Annotated in this window: 15 protein-coding genes; 7 read left to right on the top strand and 8 right to left on the bottom strand. The window is 63.7% G+C overall.

Features of this window, described 5'->3' with window-relative positions; translation table 11 throughout:
• Nucleotides 1-73: 73 nt before the first annotated feature.
• The 6 genes from FEZ59_RS23780 to FEZ59_RS23755 form a co-directional block, all read right to left on the bottom strand.
• The gene (locus tag FEZ59_RS23780) at nt 74-829 is read right to left on the bottom strand and encodes a phosphoglyceromutase (protein WP_003941992.1); all 756 of its coding nucleotides are present in this window, start codon (nt 827-829) and stop codon (nt 74-76) included.
• Nucleotides 830-875: 46 nt separating this feature from the next.
• Nucleotides 876-2,477, bottom strand: a complete 1,602-nt coding sequence (locus tag FEZ59_RS23775) for an AMP-binding protein (RefSeq protein WP_029254834.1) — start codon at nt 2,475-2,477, stop codon at nt 876-878.
• Between the two features lie 139 nt (nt 2,478-2,616).
• On the bottom strand, nt 2,617-3,114 hold the full coding sequence (locus FEZ59_RS23770) for a YbjN domain-containing protein (RefSeq protein ID WP_029254833.1): 498 nt from the start codon (nt 3,112-3,114) through the stop codon (nt 2,617-2,619).
• Nucleotides 3,111-4,439, bottom strand: coding sequence for a D-inositol-3-phosphate glycosyltransferase (gene mshA, locus FEZ59_RS23765; protein ID WP_019744394.1), 1,329 nt, complete (start codon nt 4,437-4,439; stop codon nt 3,111-3,113). The genes FEZ59_RS23770 and mshA overlap by 4 nt, the downstream gene beginning before the upstream one ends.
• A 42-nt stretch (nt 4,440-4,481) precedes the next feature.
• Nucleotides 4,482-5,309, bottom strand: a complete 828-nt coding sequence (locus tag FEZ59_RS23760; protein ID WP_020906763.1) for an alpha/beta hydrolase — start codon at nt 5,307-5,309, stop codon at nt 4,482-4,484.
• A complete protein-coding gene (locus tag FEZ59_RS23755; protein ID WP_019744396.1) occupies nt 5,255-6,481 on the bottom strand; it encodes an MFS transporter in 1,227 nt (408 codons plus the stop codon). Before FEZ59_RS23755 ends, FEZ59_RS23760 begins: the two co-directional genes overlap by 55 nt.
• 111 nt (nt 6,482-6,592) lie before the next feature.
• On the opposite strand from FEZ59_RS23755, the gene FEZ59_RS23750 reads away from it, so the two are divergent.
• From FEZ59_RS23750 to FEZ59_RS23740, 3 genes are all read left to right on the top strand, one after another.
• On the top strand, nt 6,593-7,366 hold the full coding sequence (locus FEZ59_RS23750; RefSeq protein ID WP_019744397.1) for a PIG-L family deacetylase: 774 nt from the start codon (nt 6,593-6,595) through the stop codon (nt 7,364-7,366).
• Between the two features lie 65 nt (nt 7,367-7,431).
• The gene (locus FEZ59_RS23745; protein WP_003942017.1) at nt 7,432-7,824 is read left to right on the top strand and encodes a PaaI family thioesterase; all 393 of its coding nucleotides are present in this window, start codon (nt 7,432-7,434) and stop codon (nt 7,822-7,824) included.
• Nucleotides 7,821-8,825 (top strand): tocopherol cyclase family protein, encoded by a 1,005-nt coding sequence (locus FEZ59_RS23740; RefSeq protein WP_019744398.1) that lies wholly within the window; start codon nt 7,821-7,823, stop codon nt 8,823-8,825. Before FEZ59_RS23745 ends, FEZ59_RS23740 begins: the two co-directional genes overlap by 4 nt.
• Here the strand turns inward: FEZ59_RS23740 and FEZ59_RS23735 are convergent.
• The gene (locus tag FEZ59_RS23735) at nt 8,791-9,660 is read right to left on the bottom strand and encodes a LysR family transcriptional regulator (RefSeq protein ID WP_029254832.1); all 870 of its coding nucleotides are present in this window, start codon (nt 9,658-9,660) and stop codon (nt 8,791-8,793) included. The two genes, FEZ59_RS23740 and FEZ59_RS23735, sit on opposite strands and share 35 nt — an antisense overlap.
• 70 nt (nt 9,661-9,730) lie before the next feature.
• Between FEZ59_RS23735 and FEZ59_RS23730 the strand changes: the two genes are divergently transcribed.
• A complete protein-coding gene (locus FEZ59_RS23730) occupies nt 9,731-10,090 on the top strand; it encodes a nuclear transport factor 2 family protein (RefSeq protein ID WP_019744400.1) in 360 nt (119 codons plus the stop codon).
• Between the two features lie 15 nt (nt 10,091-10,105).
• On the opposite strand, the gene FEZ59_RS23725 is transcribed toward FEZ59_RS23730, so the two are convergent.
• Nucleotides 10,106-11,377 (bottom strand): ROK family protein, encoded by a 1,272-nt coding sequence (locus FEZ59_RS23725; RefSeq protein ID WP_020906761.1) that lies wholly within the window; start codon nt 11,375-11,377, stop codon nt 10,106-10,108.
• Nucleotides 11,378-11,719: 342 nt separating this feature from the next.
• Between FEZ59_RS23725 and FEZ59_RS23720 the strand changes: the two genes are divergently transcribed.
• Genes FEZ59_RS23720 through FEZ59_RS23710 form a run of 3 tightly spaced genes read left to right on the top strand, consistent with a single transcriptional unit; the run spans nt 11,720 to nt 15,798 of the window.
• Nucleotides 11,720-12,715, top strand: coding sequence for a TauD/TfdA family dioxygenase (locus tag FEZ59_RS23720; RefSeq protein ID WP_020968920.1), 996 nt, complete (start codon nt 11,720-11,722; stop codon nt 12,713-12,715).
• A complete protein-coding gene (locus FEZ59_RS23715) occupies nt 12,712-15,033 on the top strand; it encodes an arylsulfatase (RefSeq protein ID WP_046378200.1) in 2,322 nt (773 codons plus the stop codon). The genes FEZ59_RS23720 and FEZ59_RS23715 overlap by 4 nt, the downstream gene beginning before the upstream one ends.
• Nucleotides 15,034-15,048: 15 nt before the next feature.
• On the top strand, nt 15,049-15,798 hold the full coding sequence (locus tag FEZ59_RS23710; protein ID WP_003942076.1) for an SDR family oxidoreductase: 750 nt from the start codon (nt 15,049-15,051) through the stop codon (nt 15,796-15,798).

Here is a 15,798-nt window from a genome sequence, read left to right as displayed (position 1 = left end):
GTCGTTCATCTGTTGTTGGCCGAGGCCCCCCGAAAACACTGTTCGGGGGGCCTCGACGCACATCATCGGGTTGCTACTTTCCGCCCTGATTCGCCACCGCGGCGGCGCCGGCAGCTGCGGCCTCCGGATCCAGGTAGGTGCCGCCGGGATTGAGCGGCTTCAGGTTCTCGTCGAGGTCGTAGCGCAGCGGGATTCCGGTCGGGATGTTCAGGCCCGCGATGTCCTCGTCCGAGATGCCGTCGAGGTGCTTGACCAATGCACGCAGCGAGTTGCCGTGTGCGGTGACCAGCACGTTCCGGCCGGCGAGCAGCTCCTGGGAGATGGTGTCCTCCCAGTACGGGATCAGACGCTTGACGACGTCGAGCAGGCACTCGGTCAAGGGAACCTCGTCGAGGTTCGCGTACCGAGGATCGGTGTCCTGGCTGTACTCGCTGCCGGCTTCGATGGCGGGCGGCGGGGTGTCGTAGCTACGACGCCAGAGCATGAACTGCTCGTTTCCGTACTCTTCCTTGGTCTGCGCCTTGTTCTTGCCCTGCAGAGCGCCGTAGTGGCGCTCGTTGAGACGCCAGTCGCGCACTACCGGGATCCAGTGGCGATCGGCGGCGTCGAGTGCGAGGTTGGCCGTGCTGATCGCGCGGCGCAGCAGAGACGTGTAGAGAACGTCGGGTAACAGGTTGTGCTCGGCGAGCAGTTCGCCGGCGCGCTTGCCCTCGGCCATGCCCTTGTCTGTCAGGTGTACGTCCACCCAGCCGGTGAACAGATTGAGTGCATTCCATTCGCTCTCGCCGTGGCGGAGCAGGACCAGGGTTCCGATACTCATGGCGTTCATCCTGGCACGAGTACCGGAACCCTTCTTGATCAACCCTGTCCGGAAATCAGCTCGGGGCTACTTCCGCAGTTCGCAGATCCTTGCGGAGGATCTTTCCGGCCGCGGATTTCGGCACGGTACTGATGAACGAAACCTGGCGAACCTTCTTGTGCGGCGAGACGCGCTCGGCGACGAACGAGATCACGTCGGCTTCGGTCAACTCGGCGCCGTCCTGGAGCACGACGAATGCCTTCGGGACCTCTTCGCCCTCGGCGTCGAGCACGCCGATCACGGCGGCGTCGGCGATCTGCGGGTGGGTCAGCAGCAAAGCCTCGAGTTCCGCCGGGGGAACCTGGTAGCCCTTGTACTTGATCAGTTCCTTGAGGCGGTCGACGATCTTGACGACGCCGTCGCCGTCGACGGTCGCGATGTCACCGGTGTGCAGGTAACCGTCGTCGTCGAGGGTGTCCTTGGTGGCCTGGTCGTTGCCGAGGTAGCCGAGCATGATGTTCGGGCCCTTGCACCACAGTTCGCCGGGCTCGCTGACGCCGTCCGAGCCGAGAGCCGGGTACGCGACCTCTTCGCCCGTTCCGGGGTCGACGAGCTTGCATTCCATGTTGGCGATGGTCGGACCGCACGTGTCGAGGGCGATGTCGTCACGATCGAAGGGGATCGCGTGCGAGACCGGGCTCATCTCGGACATGCCGTAGCCCTGGCGGACGTGGCAGTTCAACCGGTCGGCGACGGCCTTGCCGAGTGCCGCGTCGAGCGGGGCCGCACCGGAGAAGATGGTGTGCACGCTCGAGAGGTCGTACTGATCGACGAGCGGGTGCTTTGCCAGCGCGACGGCAACGGGCGGTGCGACGAAGATGTACGTCGACTTCTGCTCGGCGACGATCCGCAGGAACTCGACGAGATCGAACTTCGGCATCGTGATGAGGCTCGCGCGGCGGTAGAGCGCAGCGTTGAGCAGGACAGTCATGCCGTAGATGTGGAAGAACGGCAGGACCGCGAGAATCTTGTCGTCGGTCTCGATGCCCATCCGCGGAATGATCTGGCAGACGTTGGCCACGAGGTTCCGATGGGTGAGCATGACCCCCTTGGGTCGGCCGGTGGTGCCAGACGAGTACGGCAGCACCGCGAGCTGGGTGGCCGGATCGAAGGAGACCTCGGGCGCCGCTGCGCCCTCGCCGAGCAGATCTCGCAGCGACAGATGGCCTTCGGCACCGTCGAGCACGAAGACGTTCTCAGCCGGGATACCGACCAGGTCAGCAGCTGCCTTTGCCTGAGGCAGGAGCGGCGAGACGGTGAAGAGGAACTTGGCCTTGGAATCGGTGAGCTGCTTGGCGATGTCCTCGGCGGTGTAGAGCGCGTTGATCGTGGTCGCGACGCCACCGGCACGAAGGATGCCGTGGAAGACGGAACCGAAGGCCGGGACGTTGGGCGAATGCAGCCCGACCACGTCGCCGACGGCGAGTCCGCGCGCTGCGAGAGCGCCTGCAACGCCGTTGATCTGCGCGATCAGCGAAGCGTATGTGGTGACTGCGCCCGAACTGCCCTCGACGAATGCCGTCTTGTCGAGGTCTGCGGGGTCGGTATTTCCGAACAGGAAGTCGTAGACGCTGAGGTTGGGGATTTCAACGTCGGGGAACGGACTCTTGAAGCTCACTGTGCTCCTCGAAAAGTTGCGCGGCGGGGTGGTGTGACCAACTTACTGTGACTCACGGGAACAGTATTATTCCGTGACGACAGTCACAAGTAAAGGCCACTTTACGTGACACATCCGCGATGTGTCTCACCCCGCTCGATCAGCTCTGCGCGGGCTCCTCCTCGATGAGGTGCTTGAACGGTTCGAGATTCGCCAGCGACTCGCCTCGCGACACCCGCCATGCCCACTCACGCTTGATGGACGAGGAGAAGCCGAGTTCGAGGATGACGTTGAAATCGCCGTCGGCGGCTTCGAGAACCTGACCGAGCACTCGGTCGAGTTCATCGCCGGTCACGGCATGCTCCGCGATCTTGCCGACCAGGTAGATGTCCCCGACCTTGTCGAGTGTGTACGCCACCCCGTACAGACGGCGGTTGCGCTTGAGCAGGAACTTGTAGACGCCCTCGAAGTTCTCGTCCACCTTGCGGCACACGAAGGCCTCGACCCGCACACCGTGCTTGCCGACGGTGAGCAGAGTCGACGTCTTGAGTTTGTGTTCACCGGGAAGTTCGACGATGAAATGCGCGTCGTCTTTTCTGGTGAATTCGAGTTCGCGCTCGGTGAGAGCCTGCTCGATGGTGTCCGAAATGCTGCTCATGTACGCACTCCCCCGGTCCGGCGCAGACGCCACAGACCCCGCGCACGGCGGGGCGAGAAGTCGCTTGGACCGGTTCCGTTGTTGTAGTTGACTGCGGCTTTGCGATAGCTCTCGAGCAAACCGTCCGCGGTGTGTTCCCACGAGAAATTCTCGGCGTGACGCGGTGCCTGCGCGGCGAGTTCGGCCAAGCGCGTCGGCGCTGTCACCAAAGATTCGAGGGCGCCGGCCCAGTCTTCGGTGCGGTGTCCTTGAACCAGCAGGCCTGTCTCCCCGTTGCGTACGGCTACTCCCAGTCCGCCGACGTCGGCGGCGATCACGGGAGTTCCGCAGGCTTGAGCTTCGATGGCGACCAACCCGAAGGACTCCGAATAGCTCGGCACCGCAACCAGATCCGAGGCACGGTAGACATCGGCGAGACGCTCCGGTGCCTGCGGTGGCAAGAACGTCACCTGCGCGGTGATACCGAGTGATCGTGCAAGTTCGATCAGCACGTCCGGCCGCGCGAGACCAGTTCCGGACGGGCCACCGACGACGAGGATGCGCAGCGGCAACCCGGGCCTGCGGCTGATCACTTCGGCTGCAGCACGCAGCAGAACGTCCGGCGCTTTGAGCGGTTGGATGCGGCCGACGAAAGTCACGACGATCTCGCCCGGGTCCAACCCCAACGACGCGCGGGCTGAATCGCGATCGCCCGGTCGATAGCGGGTGAGATCGGCGCCGGGAGCCACGACGTCGATACGCGTGGGATCTGCGCCGTACAACTCGTGCAGCGCCTTGGCTTCGTCGGTGGTGTTGGCGACCAGGCGATCGGACTCGGCGACTACTTGCTGCTCGCCGATCTGACGTGCTGCCGGCTCCGGGGTGTCTCCCTCGGCAAGCGAAAGATTCTTCACCGCCGCGAGGGTGTGTGCAGTGTGTACCAGGGGAACGCCCCAACGGTCGCGAGCCAGCCAGCCGACCTGCCCGGACAACCAGTAGTGCGAGTGGATCAGGCTGTAGTACCCGGGCTCGTGTCGCGCTTCCTCCCGTAGAACGCCCGCGACGAAGGCACACAGTTGAGTCGGCAGATCCGCCTTGTCCAGCCCTTCGAAGGGACCAGCTGCAATGTTCCGAACCCGCACTCCGGGAGCGGCGTCCACCACGGGTGCGTCGGCCGAGGACGTCGCGCGGGTGAATATCTCCACCTCGACGCCACGTTTGGCGAGCTGAATCGCGGATTGCAGAACGTAGACGTTCATCCCACCCGCGTCACCGGTGCCGGGTTGCGCCAATGGCGAGGTGTGGACCGAGAGAACGGCCACCCGGCGAGGGCGCGAAATGTGCATGGGCGTCACGACTCCATACTGCCCCCTCACCGGGCGCGAACTCTAACCGAGGCTCGAGATGAAGGTTCGCACTTCGGACACGAATCGTGTCGGATCCTCCACGAACGGGCCGTGATTGCAGCCTTCCCAGTACGACGCCTGGGACTTGGGAATCAGTTCCTCGGCGTGCTTACCTGCACTCACGTCGACGACGGAGTCCTCGGTTCCGTGCAGAACGAGAACGGGGATATCCAGGTTGCGAAGCAAGTCGTCGTGACCGACAGCACGGTTGAACAATGCTGCGCGCACCCGCGGACGAGTCGAGAGGCTGTACCCGAACAAGGCCTGCGACGCTGCACCCTTGCCCTCGGGTGGGCCGGTGAGAGCGTTACCGAAAGCGCCGAGTGCCCTGATCGCCTCGCGGGGATCTTCGGACATCGCGCCGGGAACCGCGCTACGCATCGCCGAGCCGACCTTGCCGCCCTTCTCCCCGCGGCCGATGCTGGTGATCGCACCGACCAGAACCGCACCCGCCACCGCGCCGGTTCCGTGCGCTGCCAGATAATCGCAGATCACCAGACCGCCGTACGACCAGCCGAGCAGTATCGCGTTCTCGGTGACGCCTTCTGCCGCGAGAACAGCCGCGACGTCGCCGGCCCAGTTCGCGGAGTCGTCGTATCCGGTTTCGGGAGCATCGGAGTAACCGTGGCCGCGCAGATCGACAGCGATCAGGCGGTAGTCCGCAGCCAGGTCCGCGAGGACCTGCTCGCCCCAGCACTGCGACGACTGAGCCCAGCCGTGCAGCAGCACCAGCGGGGTCCCCGCCGAATTTCCGGTTACTCGATAGACGATGGACGTGCCGTCGACGCTGACGGCTTCACGAATAGACATGCCGTCACGATAGAGGCTGCGACTGCAGCGCCGACCGCGAGCATGTACGCCGACGAGACGTCGTAGCGGTCGATCAGTTGCCCGGCCAGCGCAGACCCGAGCGCCACGCCGACGCCGAGGCCGGTGACCGTCAGGGTCATTCCCTCCGTGAGCTTTTCCGGGGGGACGATCTGTTCGACCAGGGCTGTCGCGATGATGAGCGTCGGTGCGACGGTCGCCCCTGCCAGCACGTATGCACCCGCGAGTGCGGCCACGTTTCCGACCAGGAGTAGTGGGACGCTGAGAACGGCGACCGCGGAGGACGCGATCATCAGTTGACCGCGCAGCGATCGCGCCGGGTGCATCGACCCGAAGATCAGTCCCGCGATTCCCGAGCCGCCGGCGAACAGCGCGAGGACCAGCGTCGCGGATCCCGGCGAATTCTGTTCCTGGGTGAACGCGATGGCGCCGACGTCGATGACGCCGAAGATCGTTCCGAGCATCACCATGATCACGATGACGATCCACATCACGTGGTTACCGAGAACCGACCGTCCGCGGCCGGGTCGGCGCGGATGCACCTTCGGTTCGGTTCCGCGCTGTATGACCAGCAGCAGGGTTCCGGTGACCAGCAGAATCAGTCCCGCCAGGGGTCCCGCCTCGGGAAAGAGCCCGATGCTCAGGCCGACCGAAATGACGGGGCCCGCCACGAAACAGAGTTCGTCCACCACGGATTCGAAGGCGAAGGCGGTGCGCAGCTGAGGTTTTCCGACATAGATCGCCACCCACCTGGCGCGGATCATCGCGCCGATCGTCGGGGTGGCGCCGCCGGGGACGACCAGAACGAAAAGCAGCCAATCGGGAGCTTCCATCCGCACTGCGAGCAAGAGCGCCCCGATCGCCGTGACGCTCACGGCTGCGGCAATCGGCAGGACCGCACGCTGGCCGAAGCGGTCGACCGCACGTGAGACCGCGGGCGCGATGATCGCCGACGAGAGCGCAAAAACCGCGGCGAGCGCGCCGGCGAGCGCGTAGTCACCACGAAGTTGCGAGATCATCGTCACGATTCCGATGCCGATCATGGCGATCGGCAGCCTTGCGACAAATCCGGCGGCTGAGAAGGCGACCGATCCGGGGGCGGCAAAGATCTCGCGGTAGGCGCTCAGCAGGCCTTTGTTGGTGGATTCGCTCATGTCAGCTTCTCGTGCACTGAACAAGGTTCACAGAGCCGAGGCCGACTCGACAAATCGTTTTCACTGTGCGCTCGGGTTGACCTGTCGGTAACTTGCCTTACGATTGCGCGAATGAGTGTCCTGGTGTGTTTCCACGCCCATCCCGATGACGAAGTTTTCACTACGGGTGGCGTGATGAGAATGGCCGCCGACGCAGGTCACCGCGTCGTAGTCGTCACCGCTACCGACGGTGCTCTCGGTGAATTCCCCGACGGCCTGTTGGACGAATACGAGACGTTGGCTCAGCGCCGCAGCCGTGAACTCGAGGCGTCCACCGACGCGTTGGGCGCCAATCGCGTCGTGTCCCTGCATTACCCGGATTCCGGGATGGTGGGTACGCCCGAGAACGAGAATCCGGAAGCGTTCTGCAACGTCGACGTCGAGAAGGCCGCCGAGCGTCTGGCCGAGGTACTTCGTGAAGAGAACGCCGATGTCCTGACCATCTACGACCCCAACGGCGGATACGGGCACCCGGATCACATCCAGGTCCACCATGTCGGCGTCCGGGCCGCAGAACTCGCAGGCACGCCGTTCGTCTACGAGGCGTCCACCAACCGCGATCACATGAAGATGCTGATGCAGGCCAACCCCGAGTGGACCGAAGAGGCGCAGCCGCCGGACATCGAATCGTTCGGGCTTCCGGCAGACCAACTCACCACCGCCGTCGATGTCAGTTCGGTGATCTCGTCCAAGCGCGCGGCCATGTACGCGCACGCGACGCAGGTCGGCGATTTCGGCCCGTTCCTCGAAATGCCGACGGAGCAGCTCGCCGCGGCATTCGGCACCGAGTGGTTCCGTCGCCGCAACGCGCCGGAAGGTCTGTCCGAAACCGCCCTTCCCCTCTGAAGTCACCGCCCTCGATAAACCGAAGTCCCGACGGAGGTTTCGGCGGCTCGTTACCATCGGTAGGCATGGACCTCGAACAACTTGTCGCGAGCATGCCTTTTGCAGTTCACACCGGAATTCAGTTGGACAGCGCGGCACCCGAACAGGTTGTCGGCCATCTGGATTGGGACAGCCACCGCACCACCGCCGGCAACGGAATGCACGGCGGCGCCTTGATGACGCTGGCAGACAGCGTCGGCGCCGTCTGTGCATTCCTCAATCTTCCGCCCGGTGCAAGCACTTCCACCACCAGTTCGTCGACCGTGTTCACTCGCGGGGTGCGCAAGGGCACGGTCACCGCAACCGCCCGGCCATTGCATGCGGGGCGCAGCACCGTCGCGGTCGTGACCGAGATTCGCGACGACGAAGGCCGCCTCGTCGCTCAGGTCACCGCATCACAGGCAGTATTGGGACCGTGAAGCGTCCCGCGTACCGCGCCTCGGGTGCCACCCTGCCGTACGGCAATCTGCTTGCCTCCCATGATGTTGCGATGGAGGGTTACTTCTGGCGATTCACGATGCCAGGCAGCGGACGGGTGGTGATCGCGCTCGCCGGAATCAACAAGTCCGACGGCGGCAACTGGTCGACGCTCGGTCTCGCGGCGCATCCAGGCGGATTCCTCCGTACCGCCGAACATCCGAGCGGATCGGCCGATCCACGGATCCTGGGGGCCTACGCCGACAACGCTTTCCGCGGCAATGCCGATCGACTGCAGGTCGATTTCGGCGACAGCCATCTCGACGTGCGGATCAGCAATCAGCGATTCTGGCCGCATCGCCGCTTCGGGGGATCGAGCTACTTCCAATCAGTTCCCGCACTCAATCAATACTGGCATCCGTGGCTGCTCGGCGGCCGGGTCGAGGGAAGCGCCGTCATCGACGGGCAGAACTGGGATCTCACCGGGGCACAGGTGTACGGCGAGAAGAACTGGGGAAAGGGAGGATTCCCGGAATCCTGGTGGTGGGGACAGGCACAGGGGTTCACCGATCCGCGAGCCTGCGTGGCGTTTGCCGGCGGCCAGGTCAGCGCCGGACCTCTGCGCACCGAAGTCACCGCCGTCGTTGCCGCGCTACCGGACGGAACGGTATTGCGGCTGGGTAATCCGCTGACGTCACAGGTGGAGACGACGGTGTCCGACGATCGCTGGACTCTTCGCGGCTACAGCCGGAAGTGGAGCGTCGACATCGACGGGACCGCGCCCATCGCCGACGCACATATTCTTCCTGTTCCGATACCTGCCGAGCGTCGAAACGTGCCAGGAGCGCTCGAGCATCTCGGTGGAACCATGTCGGTCATCGTCCGCCGGCGCGGCACCATAGTCTGGAAGGACAGGTCACGGTTGGCTGCTCTCGAGCACGGCGGATTGGATCGGGCGCAGGCCGAACTCACTCGGCGGGAACAGCTCTCGCAAGATCGATGAGAGCGGAGGCCGCCGGATTCTTGCCGCCCGACGAACGCCAGACCAATTCCAGCCGAGATCGTGCTTCCGGTTCGAGATCGATCCGATGCAACTCCCCCACTGTCGACTCCGGAAGCACGGCCATTCCCAGCCCCTGCGCTGCCAATGAAACGATGATGCCGAGGTTGCTTGCCTCGAGCGCAACCGTCGGCTTGGTGCCGGCGGCGGCGCACGCGAAGTCCAGACACGTTCTGATGCCGGTTCCCTCCGGCAGACAGATGACCGATTGCGTCGCGAGTTCGGCAAACGGCAGAGACGACACCTCGGCCAGCGGATGATCCGCCGCCACTCCGGCCACCAGTCGTTCGTCGGTGATCACCCTCGATTCGAGCCCTTCCGGCAGCTTGCCCGCCACCCCGATGACGGCTATGTCGAAGGTTCCGTCCAACACTCCGGCAAGCAAACTGCGCGAATCGTCCTCGGCCAGCGAAATGTCCAGTCCGGGGTGTTTGTTGTGCAACCGACTGAGCAGATCTGTGAGGTCGGCGGAAGCGCAGGCGGTAACCATCCCGACCGAAACGGAACCCCGAACCAGTCCGTTCAAGGCATCGACAGCGTCGCGGGTGCTCTGAACGGAAGCAAGTGCAGCGTAGGCGTGCGGGAGGACAGCTCGCCCGGCGTCGGTCAGACAAACGGTTCGACCACTACGATCGAGCAATTCCTGCCCCAACTCACGTTCGAGCCGTTTGACCTGCGCACTCACACCCGGTTGGGCTACGTGAAGCCGCTCGGCGGCGCGAGTGAAGTTGGCTTCCTCCACTACCGTGACAAAGTATTCGAGCTGCCGAAGTTCCATAACTGCTGATTCTAGCTGCGAGACAAACTAGATCTTGGACTTATCGACGGCGGGCTAGAACGATGGAAGCATGACAACAACAGATGACGTTCAGAAGGCCGGAACCCCGGAAGACATCGCGAAGCTTTTTGTGCAGTTCGCCAACGCTGGTGACGCAGACGCCGTCGCCGCACTCTACGAGGAGGATGCGGTGATGGCCTTCCCGCCCGGATCACTCACCGTGGGCCGCCAAGCCATCCGCGAGGTGATCTCTCAGATGCTGGCAGCTGCACCGAGATTCACCGTCGAGGAATCTCTACCGACGGTGATCAGCGGCGACCTCGCCATGACCTCGACCAAACCTTCCGACGGAACCGGCGGGCGCACGCAGGTCGCGCGCCGCCAGTCCGACGGATCATGGTTGCGAGTCTTGGATCGACCGGAACTCTGACTACCCTCTTCGCAGTCAGACGGCCGACGCGCGACGCATGGCCGCAGCGGGATCAGCAAACAGTGAACTCAGTGACACGACCGTGGAAGCGTATTCCTGAACCCGATTACCGAAACCGGTAATTCGAATGTCCTTACGCTCCAACGAGGATGCCGTCGAGAAAGCCTCGGCGACATGGGGCACTCCGGCGGGATAGTCGGTGAATGCCTGACCACCCAGAATCACACGATCCGGGTTGAACAGGTCACGCAGCATTGCCACCGTCCGGCCGAGGACGCGTGCTCGATCAACCAGAAGTTCGTGTGCCGGAATGGAACCCGACGACGCAGCCCGGTAGACGTCCGCGATCGTGACACGCTCACTGCCCTGGATCACGGCGCCCGAAGACAAAGCCTGCGCGACTACAGCGCGGTCACTGATCGTTGCTTCAAGGCAACCCACGGCGCCGCAGGTGCACCGTGCGGACGAACCCGTCGGAAGGTGCGCGATCGAACCGGGTCCGCTGGACGGCGTGTGTACTCGACCTTCGAAAGTGATTGCGATACCGGCAGTTTCACGGGCGTAGAAGTACAGCCCGGTAGTGCCCGGCGTCGGAGCCTCGGCACGGTCGGTGCTGAGCAGTAGTTCCGACGCAGCCATCGCCTCGACGTGGGCTGCGACTGAGACGGGGAGATCCAAGCCGGCTCCGATGATGGATCCGACTTTGGCGCCCTTCCACCCCAGGCGCGGGTGATCGACTACTCCGGTCGCCGAATCGACGCGACCGCCGATGGCCACGCCGACGGCGAGTGGACGACGCTTGTGCCACCGTGAGGCAAACGATTTGGCCGAGCGCGCAATGGTGGCAAGCGCGACAGCAGAATTGGTGGCGGGAGTCGGAATCTCGACGGCGCCGAGCACCTTCCCGCGGATGTCGCTGGCGATGATGCTGGTGACGACGGCACCGATATGAATGCCCACGGTCAAGTACGGCTCGTGGTTGACCTCGAACGGAACCCGCGGACGCCCGATGGCGCCGGAGGCCGTCAAGTCTGCGCGTTCGCGCAGGATCCCGAGGTCCAGCAGGCTCGTGACCTGCCGGTTCACGGTGGCAATACTCAGTCCGGACGCTTTCGCCGCGGTATCGCGAGAGAGCGGTCCGCGGGATCGAGCAATGCGCAACACCGTCGCGGACGGTCCGTCGGCAATGCGCAGTTCGGGCACGACGATCTGGGTACGGGTCCGCGTTCCCGAGAGCGCGGTTCGCGATCGGATGTTCGGAATGGCGGAGATGGTGGGTGTCGACATGGCTGTCCCTTGCAGAAGGAGGAGAAGGCGCATATCTCTGTCGACCGCGAAATCAGCTTTTGCGCTGGTCAAGCGAAGAGAAAGACAGGAAAGGCGCAGAAATTAGCTGCAGAAAGAACGGCGGCGACAACACAGCTCTCGCGCCAAGGGCAGACGCGAACCAAGCGCAGCGGTCACATAGGTGACCCGCAAAGCGGCAGGCTGGTCGGTCGACATGGCTCCAAAAGTAGCAGCTTCACCGAGATTCACAAATCAGGTGCGGTAACGATCACACTGACCACAACCCTGTCGAGGCGGATTCTCGCGTGTTTGGGTGGGTGCACTCCCCACGAAAGGTGCACCATGTCTACAGCTTTCGCCAAGCCGACCCTCACGGACGCGGCATCAACGAACGGGGCGGCTGCCGGCGCCGCTCGCGGCACTGTCACCCCCCTCGGCGCGCATATCGGCGCCCGAATCGACGGAATCACTCTCGGCGAGCACCTCGATCCGGCGACGATCTCACTCATCCGACAGGCGCTTCTCGAACACAAGGTGATCTTCTTCCGCGGACAGAACCACCTCGACAACGATTCGCAGTACGAGTTCGCCCAGCTGTTGGGCACCCCGACCACTGCCCACCCCACGGTGAAGTCGCACGGCGCAAAAGTTCTGCCCATCGATTCGGACCTGGGCAAGGCCAACAGTTGGCACACCGACGTCACCTTCGTCGATCGCATCCCCAAAGCTTCGATCCTGCGCGCGGTGCAGCTGCCCGAATACGGCGGTTCCACGACGTGGGCGTCAGGGGTAGCCGCGTACAACGGACTGCCGGATCCACTCAAGGCGCTCGCGGAGAACCTCTGGGCTCGCCACACGAACGTCTACGATTACGCGGCCACCAGCGCCGAGCGTCTCACCGAAGATCGCACGGCCGCCTACCGCGAGGAGTTCCAGTCCACGTACTTCGAGACGGAGCACCCTGTGGTGCGTGTCCACCCCGAAACCGGAGAACGCACGCTCGTCCTCGGACATTTTGTCAAGAACTTCGTCGGGTTGAGCACCGAACAGTCGAACGGTGTGTTCAAGCTCTTGCAGGATCACGCCATCAAGCTCGAGTACACGACGCGCTGGAACTGGGAAGCGGGTGACGTCGCGATCTGGGACAACCGCGCCACCCAGCATTACGCGATCGCAGACTACGACGACCAGTACCGGCGTCTGGAGCGCATCACACTTGCCGGCGACATCCCGGTCAACATCCATGGGGAACGAAGCCGCAGTATCGCCGGCGACGCTTCCGAGTATTCGGTTATCGAAGGTGCAGTTGCGGCAGAAGGTGCCTCGAACAACTCATGACTCACGCAGATTCCGCCCTTCCGCCGCACGCGCGCGGTTACGAAGGCTTCGAGGGTCGAATCGGCCGCACCGCAGCCGATTCGACCCCGGCGTGGCCCACAGCCACGACCCCGCCTCTCGGATCACCCAACATCGTCGTGGTTCTGATCGACGACATGGGATACAGCGACATCGGACCGTTCGGCTCCGAGATCGAGACTCCCACCCTCGACCGCCTTGCCTCGCAGGGCATTCGAATGACCAACTATCACACGACGCCCCTCTGCTCGCCGTCGCGCGCCGCGCTTCTCACCGGCCTCAATCCGCACCGCGCCGGGTACGGATTTGTTGCCAACGCCGATCCGGGATACCCCGGACTGCGTCTGGAATTGGCCGACGACGTCCAGACACTCCCCGAAATCCTCCGCGGCGCGGGCTATGCGACCTATGCGGTGGGCAAGTGGCATCTCGTGCGCGACGCAAACCTCGCCCCGGGACGAAGTCGTGACTCCTGGCCGACACAGCGTGGATTCGATCGCTACTACGGCTCACTCGAAGGACTCAACTCCTTCTACTACCCCAATCAACTGATCTCCGACAATTCTGTGGTCGACGTCGACGAGTATCCCGAGGGCTACTACCTCACCGACGATCTGACCGACAAGGCTGTCGGGTACATCAAGGACCTTCGCGCCCACGATCAGGACAAGCCGTTCTTTCTCTACTTCGCACACGTCGCCATGCACGGACCCTTACAGGCCAAGCCCGCCGATCAGGCGAAATACCGCGGTCGCTACGACGAGGGCTGGGATCGAATCCGCGAGTCGCGGTTCGCCTCTCAGCTACTGCAGGGACTCTTTCCGGAGGGGACACGACAGGCACCGCGTAACTCCGAACCCGGATTCGACGTGCCCGAATGGCATTCGCTCACGCCGGAGGTGCAGTCTCGGTTCGCCCGCTACATGGAGGTGTACGCGGCGATGGTCGACTCGATCGATCAGAGCGTCGGACGCATCGTCGACACCCTGGACGAACTGGGCGAACTCGACAACACGATCATCGTCTTCACCTCGGACAACGGCGGCACCGCCGAGGGCGGTTCGGACGGGACTCGAAGCTACTTCGCGCAGTTCGCACATATTCAGGATCCGGACTGGGTGGGCGATGTCCCACACGACGAATCCCTCATCGGCGGACCTGAATTGGGCGTGCACTATCCACGTGGATGGGGGCAGACGTCCAACACCCCCTTCCGGTTCTACAAAGGGCAATCCTTTGCCGGTGGGATCCGTGTTCCCTTCCTCCTGTCCTGGCCCGCGGGATTGAAACCCGAAGCGGGCGACAACGGGATCCGCGACCAGTTCGCGTATGTCACCGACCTGACGCCGACGCTTCTCGAACTGGCCGGAATCGAAACCCCCACCGTGCGAAACGGGCTGCCGGTCAAGGAGTTCGACGGTGTGTCGAGCGCGCCGGTTCTGCGTTCACCCACCGCTCCGAGTACCCACACCGAGCAGTACACCGAGGTGACCGGAATCCGCGGCTACTACAAGGACGGATGGAAACTGCTGGCGCTCGCTCCAGCTGACATCGACAAACCGCACTGGCAATTGTTCGACGTCCGAGCCGACCCGACCGAGCTCGACGACCTCGCATCACGGTTTCCCGACAAGGTTCGCGAACTCGCCGAGGCCTGGGACCACTCGGCGTGGGCGAACACCGTGTTTCCTCTACTGGGCAATACCGTCGGCGCGGTTCGCCGTCCGGAGGAGGAGGCACTCTCACGCCCGGTGCGACTACTTGCGGGAACGCCCCCACTGGAGCGCTACCGCTCATCCAAACTGATCGGGTTCCGTGACTTCGACATCACGATCGAACTCGACGGTTACCGCGAAGGCGACGCCGGCGTCCTTGTCGCCCATGGGGATCCACAAGGTGGATATCTTCTCTACGTCGAGGACGGCAACCTGCATCTCGGATACAACGCCTTCGGTTCCTACTCCGTGGCCGATGCGGGGCCATTGCCGGTCGGCACCAAGCGAATCGACGTGTCCGTGGCTGTGTTACCGCGGTTGCGTTGGGACCTCCACGTCAGCGTCGACGGCATTCACGCGGGCCAACTGCTCGGGCAAGTACAACTGGTCGGGATGGCGCCGTGGACCGGCATCTCGGTCGGGGTCGACGCCAGAGGACCTGTGTCGTGGGAAGTACGACGACGCCACGGACCATTCCGGTACAGCGGCGCGCTGCGCGCCGTCACCTACACCCCTGGCCCGGTCAAGGTACCGCGTCGTCACATTGAATCCATCGAACGGGAAGCAGAGTATGCCGCCGACTAGCCCTACGATTGCATCATGACCATTTCTTCCGATGCCCGCATCGCCGTAGTCACCGGAGCCAGCTCCGGAATCGGTGAGGCCACCGCCCGCACCCTGGCAGCTCAGGGATTCCACGTCGTGATCGGTGCTCGCCGCGTCGATCGTCTCGAGAAGATCGCCGAGGAAATCGGTGGTACCGCTCTCGAACTCGACGTCACCGACGAGGATTCCGTCGACGCGTTCGCGGCCGTGGTCCCCCGTGTCGACGTGTTGGTCAACAACGCGGGTGGTGCAAAGGGTCTGGCAACAGTCCTGGACGCCGATCTGGACGACTGGCGGTGGATGTGGGAGACCAATGTCCTGGGCACGTTGCGTGTGACGAAGGCACTGCTGCCCAAGCTGATCGATTCGGGTGACGGTCTGGTCGTGACCATCACCTCGGTGGCCGCGCTGGAGGCATACGACAACGGCTCGGGCTATACCACCGCCAAACACGCTCAAGCCGTCCTTCATCGGACATTGCGCGGTGAACTGTTGGGTAAGCCCGTTCGACTGACCGAAATCGCGCCCGGAGCAGTCGAGACCGAGTTCTCACTCGTCCGGTTCGAGGGTGATCAGGACAAGGCCGACAAGGTGTACGAGGGAATCACACCGTTGGTGGCGCAGGACATCGCCGAGATCATCGGTTTTGTCGCGTCGCGGCCGTCACATGTGAACCTCGATCAGATCATCGTCAAGCCGCGGGATCAGGCAAGCCCCGGTCGGTTCCATCGCACCACCAGCTAG

Origin of the sequence: Rhodococcus sp. MS13 (genome assembly GCF_013277835.1) — a bacterium.
Lineage (GTDB): Bacteria > Actinomycetota > Actinomycetes > Mycobacteriales > Mycobacteriaceae > Rhodococcus_F > Rhodococcus_F erythropolis.
This window is presented reverse-complemented; position numbering and strand designations above follow the sequence as displayed.